This window comes from Pseudoalteromonas tunicata, from assembly GCF_002310815.1.
In the GTDB taxonomy this organism is placed as follows: Bacteria; Pseudomonadota; Gammaproteobacteria; order Enterobacterales; family Alteromonadaceae; genus Pseudoalteromonas; species Pseudoalteromonas tunicata.
The window spans coordinates 2,158,335-2,171,426 of record NZ_CP011032.1 but is presented as its reverse complement, the minus strand read 5'-3'; the positions used below and the strand labels follow the sequence as shown (position 1 = coordinate 2,171,426).

9 protein-coding genes and 1 pseudogene are annotated in these 13,092 nt (G+C 37.3%); all 10 read left to right on the top strand.

The genetic code is table 11. The annotated features are described in order from the left end of the window. The first annotated feature begins 11 nt into the window (after positions 1 to 11). The 10 genes and pseudogenes from PTUN_RS09820 to PTUN_RS09775 all read left to right on the top strand — a co-directional run bounded on the left by PTUN_RS09820 (position 12) and on the right by PTUN_RS09775 (position 12,953). Positions 12 to 632 (top strand): hypothetical protein, encoded by a 621-nt coding sequence (locus tag PTUN_RS09820; protein ID WP_009840106.1) that lies wholly within the window; start codon positions 12 to 14, stop codon positions 630 to 632. A gap of 267 nt (positions 633 to 899) precedes the next feature. Further along, complete coding sequence (locus PTUN_RS09815) at positions 900 to 1,403, top strand: hypothetical protein (protein WP_157579393.1); 504 nt, start codon at positions 900 to 902, stop codon at positions 1,401 to 1,403. A 62-nt stretch (positions 1,404 to 1,465) separates the two neighbouring features. Next, positions 1,466 to 2,086: a hypothetical protein gene (locus PTUN_RS09810; protein WP_009840104.1), complete on the top strand. Its 621-nt coding sequence runs from the start codon at positions 1,466 to 1,468 to the stop codon at positions 2,084 to 2,086. 62 nt (positions 2,087 to 2,148) lie between these two features. Beyond that, positions 2,149 to 2,769 carry a hypothetical protein gene (locus tag PTUN_RS09805; RefSeq protein ID WP_009840103.1) on the top strand — a complete coding sequence of 207 codons (621 nt, stop codon included), beginning with the start codon at positions 2,149 to 2,151 and terminating at the stop codon, positions 2,767 to 2,769. Positions 2,770 to 3,011: 242 nt separating this feature from the next. Then, positions 3,012 to 3,410 carry a hypothetical protein gene (locus PTUN_RS09800; protein WP_009840102.1) on the top strand — a complete coding sequence of 133 codons (399 nt, stop codon included), beginning with the start codon at positions 3,012 to 3,014 and terminating at the stop codon, positions 3,408 to 3,410. A 67-nt stretch (positions 3,411 to 3,477) separates the two neighbouring features. Beyond that, positions 3,478 to 4,188: a chitinase gene (locus PTUN_RS09795; RefSeq protein WP_009840101.1), complete on the top strand. Its 711-nt coding sequence runs from the start codon at positions 3,478 to 3,480 to the stop codon at positions 4,186 to 4,188. Positions 4,189 to 4,454: 266 nt separating this feature from the next. Continuing rightward, positions 4,455 to 5,135 carry an EAL domain-containing protein gene (locus PTUN_RS09790; protein ID WP_009840100.1) on the top strand — a complete coding sequence of 227 codons (681 nt, stop codon included), beginning with the start codon at positions 4,455 to 4,457 and terminating at the stop codon, positions 5,133 to 5,135. Positions 5,136 to 5,446: 311 nt separating this feature from the next. Next, positions 5,447 to 7,885 (top strand): TonB-dependent receptor, encoded by a 2,439-nt coding sequence (locus tag PTUN_RS09785; RefSeq protein WP_009840099.1) that lies wholly within the window; start codon positions 5,447 to 5,449, stop codon positions 7,883 to 7,885. 1,692 nt (positions 7,886 to 9,577) lie between these two features. Next, positions 9,578 to 9,847 (top strand): annotated as a pseudogene (locus PTUN_RS22640) (transposase); the annotation flags it as partial. 364 nt (positions 9,848 to 10,211) lie between these two features. Beyond that, complete coding sequence (locus tag PTUN_RS09775; protein WP_009840096.1) at positions 10,212 to 12,953, top strand: SIR2 family protein; 2,742 nt, start codon at positions 10,212 to 10,214, stop codon at positions 12,951 to 12,953. Positions 12,954 to 13,092 lie beyond the last annotated feature (139 nt).

Here is a 13,092-nt window from a genome sequence, read left to right as displayed (position 1 = left end):
AAGGTGATTAAATGATAACTAACATTAAGTATATTAATAAGTCTTCGAATAAAGATTTGCCGCAAGTATTTATAACGGCTGAGAACAATATATCTGATTTTAATTCTTTTTCAGATGGTATTGCATGGCGAGTTTTAAAAAATATAGGTCGAGATTCAATATCATCATTTAGTTTTAATGATAATTATGAGTTAAGAGCTGGGTGGCATAATGGCGAGAATATGACCAAAATATTGTCGGCTCAACTTGGTGGCCAATATGCGATATTGCAAAACGAAACCGGGATTGTGCTTGAAAGAACCAATGATACGGTCGATCAGGGCATTATAGAATTGGTTAATCATATTCATGTACAAGATGGTGTTTTAGCGCAGTTGTTTAATGCTAATAAAATGATTTTACGTAAAAAAATTGTTGGATATCAACAAAGCGCTGTGTTTAAACCAAGTAGAAAACTCTACTGGGGCTTAGCGTCTGAAATTTTTGAAAGTAAAGGATTAAGCTCTGAATCTGCAGTGCTCAGCACCAAAAATTTTTTTGAACTCGATCTCTATGGTCTTTCAGATGTTTTAGTGTCTCTAAATGGTAATCCCAAAGACGGATATTATTTTAAAACAGAATATCAAACGTAAGTCACCGTTATGGCAAGTATTGAAATAAAAGGAGTGAAAAACGAAGATCTTAACCACTTACTTGTTTCAAACAATGGTTTTTTTTACCAAGTTTTAAGTAATGGCAATTTAATTATTCGTTCGAGTTTAGCTAAATTTTCAGATTATGAACTCACTACCTTAAAAAAAAAAGTAGCATCGTTGAATGCAAGGTTTATTGCATCTTCGGACGATCTCTTTGAGTCAACAACCTCCATTAAACCCCAACCCAAGCAAAGGAAAAAAAGTATGAGTAGTCAAATAGTTATGACCTCGAGTTTTGTCGTGTCCAATACAGATAGTTTTATTTCAATGTTAGTTAACGAGCTTGGCTCAGAGTCTAGCTTGCAAGCAAGTATTCAAAAACAATTGAATGAAATTGCAAAAGCCGCAGAGAAATCAAAATTGGAAGGTAGTGTAATTTCAATTGATTCTGTGCTTCAGTCATCCACCACACAATCAAGTGAGACGATTACAGTAACAGTTGATAGTGATGTATCGACATTAACAGTACCACAGTCCATTAGCATGACACTGGTGGCAACCGTTATTGAAACTGTGCCTGCAGGCCAAAGTAAAGGGGGCGTTGCAATGTCAGTCTCTAATACTAAAACGTATCCACTTGATGGTGCAACAAGCACTGGCATAGCTCAAGTAGTCACGGCATTAAATGCATTTGATGATGGCAAGTCATTTGACGCTAAGCTGACCTCAGCAACGATTAAAACGTCGGATGATTCACCAAAAGATTAGTAGTAGCTGTACCGCCTAAGCCTTCAGGCTTAATTATTCTTTTTAAATAAAAAGGAGGACTTATGTCTTCAGATATTGAAATTACTTATGTTAATAAATCCATGAACAAAGATTTACCGACTATTTTTGTTTTTACCAAAAATGAAACGCCGACTTTTGATGCTTTAAAAGAAGGTGTTGCTTGGCGTGTTATTCCAAATATTGGTCGTTCTTCTTCAAGTAGTTTTGTTTTCCCGATTGAAACAAGCGTTGGTGCAACGTGGCAAGGTGGCCAAAACAAAACACAGAAGCTTTCATCGACGATTGGTAAGCGTTACACCGTGAGCAAAGATGCGACAGGAGTTGTGCTTGGTGCCAATGGTAATGCAGCAGATTCAAAATCAATTGATGTGAATAATGACGTAAACGTGCCTAATGGAATTAGTGCTGAGCTTTACAAAGATGGCAAGCTGATGATGACAAAAAACATTGTTGGTTTTGGTCAAAAGGCGACGTTTGTCCTTAAGCCAAAGTTATATTGGGGAGTGGCGTCTGAAATCCAAGAAAGTCAGTTCTTAAATTCAGCGGTATTGAATTCAGATAGCTTTTTTGAACAAGATTTGGAAGGCATCACAAAAGCGACTATTTCACTTAACGGTAACGCCGAAGATGGTTATAGCTTCCAAATTGATAGCCAAGAATAACTTATTAATCAACTAAATTTAATTTTTTCAAACACATACTCATTTTTAATTAAGGATCTATTATGCCTTCAAATATTGACATTACTTATATTAACAAATCAATGAATAATGATTTACCTACAATTTTTGTATTCACTAAAAACGAAACTCCTACTTTTGATGCGCTTAAAGAGGGTGTGGCTTGGCGTGTTATGCCTAACATTGGCCGCTCGTCATCAAGTAGTTTTGTGTTTCCAATTGAAACAAGTGTTGGCGCCACTTGGCTAAATGGCCAGAACAAAACCCAAACGTTAGAATCGATTATTGGCAAACGTTATACCGTCAGTAAAGATGACACTGGGGTGGTGCTTGGTGCCAATGGCAACGCGGCTGATACCAAATCAATTGATGTGAATAATGATATCAACGTACCTAATGGGATCAGCGCTAATCTTTATAAAGATGGCAAGCTGATGATGACAAAAAATATTGTTGGTTTTGGTCAAAAAGCAACGTTTGTACTTAAGCCAAAATTATATTGGGGTGTTGCGTCTGAGATCCAAGAAAGCCAATTATTAAATTCAGCAGTATTGAATTCGGATAGCTTTTTTGAGCAGGATCTTGAAGGTGTAACAAAAGCTACAATTTCACTTAATGGCAATGCTGAAGAAGGCTATAGCTTTAAGATTGAAAGCCAAGAGTAGTATTAATTTAGTCTTTTAACCCCATAAGTTTAATCATAAAAAACCCTACTTTAAACGTTTTAATACGTTCTTTTCAAAAATTAATACAGAGTAAACTTACTACTTAATATCGGCAGTTTATAGCCAATTATTAAAGTGAAGGTTTTTTATTGTTTAAATTTTTTGAGTGTTTACACCTATTTTAATTTATCGGTGTTTTTATTTAATTTTATTTTTTTTAACTAAAACAGAGGTCTGTATATATGCCAGTCAACCTAATTCAAAATGGGCCGATACCAAATATTTTTCAAGGCTCTCCAAATTCTCTCAATAAAGAAAGAAAAGAAGCAGTCTATAACGTTATAGGCAGGCTTGAATACCATCAAATATTTCAAAATGCAGCTGGTACCCTGGTTATAAATGACTTAATGCGAGTCGATATGCAAGGGACGTTTATGCAAGCTGGTCAAAGGTTTCACAATATTCAAGTGCAAGTAAATGGGGTTGCGGGAAAAAGTACCGTAGCACATGCTAATGTGAGTGAATCAACAATGACTGATGATCCAATTAATCAAACCGGAGTGCGAAATAGAGTGTCTTCGGCACTTAATCAAAGCTTTGACTCTGGCCATAGTTATAGTGTTACAGGGACCGCACCTTAAAGAGCTAGCTAAATGAATCAGATAAAGGCTATAGGTTTAGCCTTTATTTTAATAAGGATAAATTATTATGTTTCCATTGTCAGAACAGCAATATCATGCAATGTTTCCCAATCGCAATCGGGTTTTTACTTATAATGGTTTGCTTGAGGCTGCGTCAAAGTACCCTAAATTTTTAAACGAAGGGAGTGATGCTGTTAAAACAAATGAGTTAGTGGCATTTCTTGCCAATGTATCACACGAAACTACAGGTGGGTGGCCAGACGCACCCACTCCACCAAATGGCACATATAAATGGGGCTTGCACTTTGCTGAAGAAGTTGGCTGTGAAAGTGGTCAATGTTCACAATATACAGTTGAAAGCAAAGATTATCCGCCAGTGGCTAATCAGACATATCAAGGGAGAGGCGCAATTCAACTCTCTTACAATTATAATTATGGTCAGGCGAGCGAAGCTATTTTTAATGATAAAAACCAGCTATTAAATAATCCTTCACTGGTGGCAACAGACCCGGTAACTGCTTGGCAAACAGCAATTTGGTTTTGGATGACACCACAAGCGCCTAAACCATCATGCCATGAAGTGATGATCGGAAATCCTAAAAAATACGCGGATGATCCTTTTGGTGAAACGGTGAATATCATTAATGGCGGTATTGAATGTGGCAACAATATGAATCCACAATTAGACAATAGAATTGGATTTTATAAATATTTTGCAACGTTACTTAATATGCCTATACCTGACAATTTAGGTCAATACTGCGCCTCGTTAAAATAAACATTATTTAATTTTAATGCTATTGTTTAACGTGTAATTTAAAGTTGCAATGGCATTTATGTATTTTTATTAATAATTATATTCTTTTAAAATATTTAAATAATGTTAGTAATCACAATTGGTACAGGGTAATGTGCTTTTTTAGGGGCTAACTTATTCTTAAATAAAGTCATTTAAAAAGTAGTAATTACGTTTTAGCACGACTTAACTTAGTCGTAAAAAACGATTAAAAATAAATTTTTCGATGGGATAAAAGAAAATACATTATGGAAAATAATACTGTTTTTGCCAAGATGCCTATCATTTCTGCAGTTAATGAGGAAGTGATTGGCTACGAAATATTACTTAGAAAATTCAATTCAATCTCCTTAGATACCTTTAACCACTCGCCTCAGCTATATACCGAATTTTCATTCGAAATACTCTGTGAAATTTTTAGATTAGATGCAAATGGATTGATCCGAAAAACTGGGCAATTACTGTTTATTAATTTTACGGTTCAGCAGTTTTTATCTTCAGGTACGCTCAACTTTTTAGTTCAGCAATCAGACCAAAAATCTTTGTTTAACAATATCGTAATTGAAATTACAGAACAGGATTTGCATCACGATAGCGCTCAACTGGCTGAGCGAATGTTGTTGTTCACTCGTTTTAATTGCCAGTTTGCAATTGATGATTTTGGTGCTGAGAGTTCTAATTTTAAACGAGTGTTTGATTTTAAACCCCAATATATCAAGCTAGATGGAAAAATGGTCAAGAGTTTTACCGAGCAGAGCTGTGATATTAGCCCATTAAGTCAACTAGTTAAGATGTGTCATAAGTTAAACACTAAAATTATTGCTGAGGGGGTTGAAAGCTCGGAGATTGCAATTATGTTAAAAAATATTAATGTTGATTATCTGCAAGGTTATTATTGTGGTAAGCCGCAGCTAATTTCTTTAGATTAACTTCAGCTGACTGCTTGTGCACAGTGATATTTTAGGCAAAATGCTAAGCTAGAAGCTGGTCCTAAACCTCAGAGTTGGGTGCTATTTATTTTCTCATCAGCATTATCATTATGTGAATTTGCATCAAATTTGGCTTGTACTCTATTGTTTATCAAAAAATGTTAACTTAAATGTTTTTTTAAGTTCTTAAAAGTTATCAATGCGATAGTATCTTGTTAAAAATAATAATTATTCGTATAAACTCGAATTTATTTATTGAATTAAAACTGATAATTATTATCATTCGCTCCTCGCGTAATTAGGAGCCTTTAATGAAACCTTTCAATCAATCAATTCTTGCTGTGGCATGTGCTGCTGCATTTTCTTCGGTGCACGCTGATCCGACATTACAACAAACCTCTACTGAACAAAACGAACTTGAACAAATCACCGTTTATGGTCGTCAAAACAATGTAGTGAAAGATTCTGGTTTAGCGACTAAATCAAATATGTCGCTGATGGAAACACCTGCCGCAGTTGTGGTGGTTGATAAAGCACTTATTAGTACCCAAGGTGTTGATAATTTACAAGATTTAGTACGCAATATAAGTGGTGTAACTCAAGCGGGTAACAACTACGGTATTGGTGATAATTTAGTGGTGCGTGGTTTAGGTGCCAATTACACTTACGATGGCATGTATGGTGGGGCAGGTTTAGATAATACCTTTAATCCAACGCGTTCACTGACCAATGTTGACTCTGTGGAAGTATTAAAAGGCCCTGCGACTGGTTTATACGGTATGGGTAGTGCGGGTGGTGTGATCAATTTAATTGAGAAAAAACCACAATTTACTGAGTTTCATCAGCTTGAGGCTGAAATTGGCCAGTGGAATACCTATTCGGTAGCCTTTGATAGCACCGCAGGAATTACAGATAAATTAGCCTACCGTGTGATGGCTAAATCGGCCCGCAGCGATGGATACCGAGATCTCAGTGACGATAGAGACGAAGCATATTTATCGTTAAAATATGTCTTTGATCAATCACACGATTTAATGTTATCGGCTGCTTATATTAAAGATGCGCTAGCGGTAGATTCGATTGGTCATCCTATTCGTATTTTTAATGCACAGTCGGTTGATGGTAAAACGGCAGGTCAAGTAACCTGGCAAGACCTCATAAACGATCCAAAAGGAAAAGGTGTACAACTGACCGATTTACAACGTCAGCAATTGGCCGACTCTTTAGCAAATCAAGACGGGCTAACCCCTTATACCTTCGGTCATAATGGCATTATTTCGCCAATGGCCAAAGATAATCAAGGCGAAGAAGTGCGCTTTAAGCTTACGCACAATGCTGATTTGACTGATAACCTCTTTTTAAATCAGCAATTACAATACCGTAATTATGAGTCTGGGTTTGCCCGCCAAACCGGTGCATACAACTATGTATATTGGAACCGAAATGGCACTATTAATGCCGATCCTCGAGCACCGTTAGTGATTAACGATGTGCTTTATCCGTATGCCGCCAGACGCCAAGAGTATCGCCAAGTTCAAGCAGATGAACGTTCGTGGCAGTACTTTTTAGATTTACGTTATGACTTTAGCTTTGCAGGTATCGATCACGAATTATTAGTTAATGCCAATTATGAAGATCGCAACATTGCCTTTGAACAATATTCAATTTATGACGCCGACTATGTAATTAAAAACAAAGCGGGACAGCAGATTTATCAGGGCACCTTGCCTTATATTTTAGACATTCGTAATCCTAATTGGGCACAAGGCAGTTTTGCCGACCATGATCCGCTCAAAACCAGTAACTACAACAAAAAAGTGAAAGCATGGGGCACTGGCTTGCAACATGTGGCGTATTTTAATAACGGTTTTACGACCCGAGTGGGTATTGCCTTTAATGAAATTGAGCAAGCATACCAACATTTAGGTGTTGATCCTCGTTATAGCGCCAGTGCTGCATCACCCACACCAGAGCAAAATACCTCAGATAATGGTATGACCTATAACTTAGGTGCGACTTACATGCCAACAGATGATATTTCATTGTTTGTTAATCATGCCAAAGGGCGCACTGCATATAGCATTTTAGGAACTATTACGGGCACTGAAACCGACCGAGATGATTCACAGTCGCTTAGTAATGATATTGGTATGCGTTTTAAAGCGTTTAACGACCAATTACTGGGATCTATAGTGGTATTTCAAAGTGCACGTACAAATTTACAATACGGTAATCCGGAATTTGAAGCGGGCGTATCAGCAGCCAATGTTGCGCAGTATTTTTATGATGGTAAAGAAGAAACCACCGGAGTCGAATTTGATTTAAATGCCGAAATAAATAAGCAATGGCGTTTAAATGTAAATGCCGTTTACCAAGATGCACGAGATAAAAAAGATCCTAACGCAAGCAGTTTTGATACTCGTCAAAAGGGGGTGCCATATGTCACTTCTAGTGCTTGGTTAACGTATGGTGCAAGTTGGTTTGAACTTGAAAATCCAATTGAATTCAGTCTTGGTGTGAAATATGTGGATGATCGCAGTACCAACTCAACGTCGTTTGGGATCCCTGATGGCTATGTACCAAGTTACACCGTGTATGACTCCGCAGTAAGTTACCGCGCCGCGCGTTGGAAACTACAGCTTAATATCAACAACCTATTTGATGAAGTGTATTACAGTAAAGCGATGTTTTTAGGTGGTATGCCAGGCGAAGAACGCAATGCTAAATTAACCGTGAGCTATCAGCTTTAACTTTTAATCAGCTTTATTAAACATACAGCATAAAGCCAGAAGCATGATCCTGGCTTTTTTGTTTTCGTGTAATAATTTTGATAGCCGAGTGCCTGAATTAAAAAACAGCAAAATGCATAGCAGCTGCGCAAAGGTGTCGGTCCAAGCCTGCTTGCGAAGGTGAGTAAAGCTTGGCAGCTTTTCTTGCAGGATCCGCTTTAGCTCGATTCAACTGTGTTTAATTGTGATTTTCCACCACTGAGATCTTCGAGGCGATTCGCTACACCGAGAAAAGCTAAGTGAGTAAAGCCAACTGATTAATAGCTTTTTCTTTCCTCTGTGTTTCTCTTAACCTCAGGTGGTTAACCTTCTTTTTCATCAAAGAAAGCTCAGTTGTTAAAATTGCTTCACCACCGAGATCTCCGAGGCGCTGCGCTACACAGAGCTTATTATGTTTTTTTGATATTTTACCGTAGGTGCAAGCCTGCTTGCGAAGGCGAGCGAAGCTTGGCCGCTTTTGAAGGTTGGGTTTTAGCCCGACAGCTTTTTAAAAGCCGTTTTAAAATAAATAACTGCTTTTAAATTAAAAAACCACTTTTTAAATTAGCATTGTTGTCGCACTGGCGACAGCAGGCAAGGGGAGGCTATCGCCGGTCTCCCATTGGAACCCCTCGACGCCCCAGATTTTCAAAAAATAGGCAAACTGATCTTCAAAAATACATTTGATGTGAACATAACCGCCATCCATGCCTTAGCATGGCTTGCTCGAGTTCCTGTCGCGCATTATTCATCAAATCTATTTTTTCAGGTTTGATTTAAGGGGGAATTGTTGGCATCAGCGTGAGCTGTGGTATTTTTGTAGGTGCAAGCCTGCTTGCGAAGGCGAGCGCAGCTCGGCCGCTTTTTGTGGGTCGGGTTTTAGCCCGAATCTACTTAAAAGCCGTTTTCAAATCAATAACTGTGTTTAGTTTTAAAAACCGCTTTTTAAATTAACATTGTTGTCGCACTGGCGACAGCAGCCAAGGGGAGGCTATCGCCGGTCTCCCCTTGACACCCCTCGGCGCCCCAGATTTTCAAAAAATAGGCAGCGACTGTTCAAAAATACATTTGATGAGAACCATAACCGCCATGAAGCGGCATCCATGCCTTATCATGGCTTGCTCGAGTTCCTGTCGCGCATTATTTGTCAAATCTATTTTTTCAGGTTTGATTTAAGGGGGAATTGTTGGCATCGGCGTGAGCTTTGGCGTTTGCGTAGGTGCAAGCCTGCTTGCGAAGGCGAGCGTAGCTCGGCCGCTTTTTGTGGGTCGGGTTTTAGCCCGAATCTACTTAAAAGCCGTTTTCAAATAAACATCTGTTTTTAAAATAAAAACCGCTTTTTAAGTTAACATTGTTGTCGCACTGTCGACAGCAGCCAAGGGGAGGCTATCGCCGCTCTCCCCTTGGAACCCCTCGGCGCCCCTCAATCAAATTGATCTTCAAAAATACATTTGATGTGAACCATAAACGCCATGAAGCGGCAACCCCTGCCTTAACATGGCTTGCTCGACTTCCTGTCGCGCATTATTCATCAAATCTATTTTTTCAGGTTTGATTTAAGGGGGAATTGTTGGCATCGGCGTGAGCTTTGAAATTGGTTGTAGGTGCAAGCTTGCTTGCGAAGGAGAGTGCAGCTCGGCCGGTTTTTGTAGGTTGGGCTTTAGCCCGAAGGATGAATTTTTACGGCGCTACTTAGAGCATGTATTGCCCAAAGGGTTTATGCGCATTCGCCACTATGGATTTTTAGCTAATGCGTGTCGAAAACGAACACTCGCACTAATACGAGCACACAAGCCACAGACAAATAAACCGCTGAAACCAAAGAGAACAAAAGAAACACAGCTACCTCATTGGCCGTGCTAAAAATGTAAAACAGGCACACTGCGATTTATTGGCATCGTCACTGTTGATGAAGTGATGAATAAAGCAGAGCGAACGAGCTAGCGGTCACGCTTGCTTCGTCAAATCAGAGGGTTAACCTGGTTAAGTGTTCAGGTAAGGTGACGCTGTGCCCACGAAAAATAAGATTGCCTCAGCGCTAAAAATTAGGTGTAATGGGAACGTAAAAATGGCTGAGCCATGCAGGGAAGGCTAAGAAAACACCGTTAATCCGATAAAGTAAGCGTAATGTAGCCTACATCACGAAAAGCAAATTCCCATAGCATAAACAATACCCACTCAAACACCGAGCAGGTAGCGCCTCAGTTCAACAAGCGATTATGCAACACAAACAGCGTGTCGCATAAATACTAAATTGTTATGGCTCTAGGCTAACTTCGCGCATTAAATTATAATTCTAGGAAAATAAATGGATGTAACAAATAAAGAGCACTTTAAAACAATTCGCAAAGCGATTGAAAACAATAAACTTGCAGTGTTTGTTGGCTCTGCGGTGTCTTTTGATTCAAATCTCCCATCATGGGGAGAGCTCATAAGTTTAATGAAAAGTGCTTTGGAGTTACCTAGAACAGATGATTATTTGAAAATAGCAGAGCATTACTATCTTCAATTTGGAAGAAATACGTATTACAGCAAAATCAATGACTTTTTCCCATCAGATAGTAAGCCAAATCAACTTCACGAACTACTTCTCTCTCTAAAGCCACAGCATATAATAACGACAAATTGGGATGATTTACTTGAAAAGTCGATAAGCTCTAACGGAGACTTGTATTTTACAGTAGCTGATGATCATGAACTCGCTTCGTCACCAAGTTCACAACTATTGGTAAAAATGCATGGTGATTTGACTCATCGAAATATAGTGTTCAAAGAATCTGATTATTTAGCTTATACAGATAAATTTCCATTAATTGAAAATTTCATCAAAAGCCTTTTTTCTACTCATGTTGTAATTTTTGTTGGTTACAGTATAAGTGATTATAATTTAAATCAGGTTTTAAGCTGGATAAGAAATAGAACGCAAGATGCCCCACCTGCTTTTACAATTTTAACCGAAAGTAAAATAACATTATCGGAATCAAATTATTTAAGAGAAAAAGGTGTTTATCCCCTATTGTGTGAGGAAAACTCTGACAATACAGCGGAATATCCATCATTATCAGCTAAGAGTCGGAGGGTAGCTAAAACAATAGCGAAAATAACCCACCCTGAATCAACAGAAATGCTCGATATAATAGCTGAGATTGCCACAGACATCTCTAGTTGGGAAAATGTTTACCCTTCGGTATTTGTTCAACTTTTTAAAAATAGGTTTAATACAACTGAAATTAATAAAATTTATTTTGACTCGAGTCAAAATGTGATTGTTTACAACCTGAGTGAAGAAGAGAAGGTTTATAACCGAGATAAAATTAGAGAAATTAGAAGGCAACTCCTCAAAATATTACAATATATTCCTGTTTCTGAGATTCGACTTTCACTTTCTAATGGTAAATTTTATCGAGTAAGGAATTTATTTGAATTCGAGTTGATAGACGAATATACATCTTTTAATTTCAGTTGCATCTCAGATCGCATTTCTACAGTGACAGTTAATTCAAATGACAATCAAGATAAGCATTTTCTGAATGCATATGACAATTATTTTTTAAAGAAATTGCATATAGCGAGAGAAACGTTCACGCACGTTGCAAATATGTATTTTTCTAAGTCATTATTTATTAAATCTTTGATTTCATCATTTAATAAAAAACAATTATGCTTCGGTGAAATACCATGGGATCTTGAACGTGACTTTTTAGAGACATCAATGGAGGAGCAACTATCAAGAAATGACAACATTTCAGAACTAATTGAAAAATTCCCTAAAAGCATTGTAAATAGGCAAAAACCACTATTTCATGGGTTAGATTCAAATAATTCCTTTTTATTAGAGCGCTTTAGAAGCGTCGCTAACCTTAGTAGAGAAATCGATGATGAAATCGATAGTATAAACAGTGGTTCTATGGTGTTTAGTAATAAGCTAGCCTCCATGTATAACCAAGCTCGCTGTACGATTATGTTTATAACTAAAAATAGAATTACGACTTTATATTCCTCAGATTACAAAAACATCTGTAAAATTGCTTTTGAAGCAATTATAAAAAGGCAGTGTTTAGAAAAGGAAGTTGAGCTTGATGTGCTTCTTTCTTATAGCGCATTAATTTCATTTAAAGAAAAAGACCTTGTTAAGTTTTTATCTGACACATTAAATGAAGGAAAATCATTAGAAATATCAGAAGAAACAATTGAGTATATCTTCCTTGTTTTGGATAACTCAATCCCAACAATTTCTTCGGGGAGCTCATTCTATTTAAAAGAGCACTGTATTAAAGTTTGGTCTAATGCACTTATCTTACTTTCTTATGCAAAACACTCTGAAGTGACGCTCAAAGAAATAGTAAAACGTTTGATGGCCTCATTTGATACAAATAGGTGGTTCCTTTTATCTGAAGCAGTTAATAGATTTCTAGTATTTCAAGTTAATAGGTACGGCTCCTCATTTTCTGCGGCGGATTTAAAGCTACTATTTGACAAGCAAGTTGAGAAAATTAATTCAAACGAAAATATACCCATTCAAGAACGAGGTCATCTATTCTCTAACCTTTTATACTTAATCAGTGATAATGGAAATGATGCAAGTAATCTTTTTGAAGGAAATAAACAACTAGAAAGGTTTATTTCAAATATCACATCTATGGAATTTAAAGAGCGCTTAAGAGCTATAAATGGATTTGTATTCGTAATCCATTCATTAGCTGTTGGAGAGTTAAAAGAAAAAGTTTCAGAGTTGTTGAAAACTACATTCGAAGAATCTAAAAAAGAAGAGTTCAGTGAATCATCAATTATGTTTGGCTTAGATTTATATAATGTTGGAGTTTTACCGAAAACCGAATTGATATTTGTAATAAACCAACTGAAGATCAAAGTTGATGAACATATTCAAAAAGGTAGTACTACAAGCAGCTATTCAATAATTAACGAGCAACTAGGGAAAATCAAAAAAGAACAGTTAAATGGCTTTGAAGAAACGGTTGAAGGAGTTGCGAAATTAACCGATGCAATGAAAAATAGCTTTAAAAGGTTCAAAAATACAAGACACCCATAAATATCTCGTTCCACCGAAAACTCAGTTGTTAAAATTGTTTCAGCACCGCCGAGTATTAAGAGCCCCGAGGCGCTGCGCTACATCGATCTTTTGATGTTTTTTTTTAGATTTTACCGTAGGTGCAAGCCTGCTTGCGAAG

Bases quoted from the DNA above. Each gene is read 5' to 3' on its own strand.
- PTUN_RS09820 (WP_009840106.1), top strand. From the start codon at position 12: ATGATAACTAACATTAAGTATATTAATAAGTCTTCGAATAAAGATTTG.
- PTUN_RS09815 (WP_157579393.1), top strand. From the start codon at position 900: ATGAGTAGTCAAATAGTTATGACCTCGAGTTTTGTCGTGTCCAATACA.
- PTUN_RS09810 (WP_009840104.1), top strand. From the start codon at position 1,466: ATGTCTTCAGATATTGAAATTACTTATGTTAATAAATCCATGAACAAA.
- PTUN_RS09805 (WP_009840103.1), top strand. From the start codon at position 2,149: ATGCCTTCAAATATTGACATTACTTATATTAACAAATCAATGAATAAT.
- PTUN_RS09800 (WP_009840102.1), top strand. From the start codon at position 3,012: ATGCCAGTCAACCTAATTCAAAATGGGCCGATACCAAATATTTTTCAA.
- PTUN_RS09795 (WP_009840101.1), top strand. From the start codon at position 3,478: ATGTTTCCATTGTCAGAACAGCAATATCATGCAATGTTTCCCAATCGC.
- PTUN_RS09790 (WP_009840100.1), top strand. From the start codon at position 4,455: ATGGAAAATAATACTGTTTTTGCCAAGATGCCTATCATTTCTGCAGTT.
- PTUN_RS09785 (WP_009840099.1), top strand. From the start codon at position 5,447: ATGAAACCTTTCAATCAATCAATTCTTGCTGTGGCATGTGCTGCTGCA.
- PTUN_RS09775 (WP_009840096.1), top strand. From the start codon at position 10,212: ATGGATGTAACAAATAAAGAGCACTTTAAAACAATTCGCAAAGCGATT.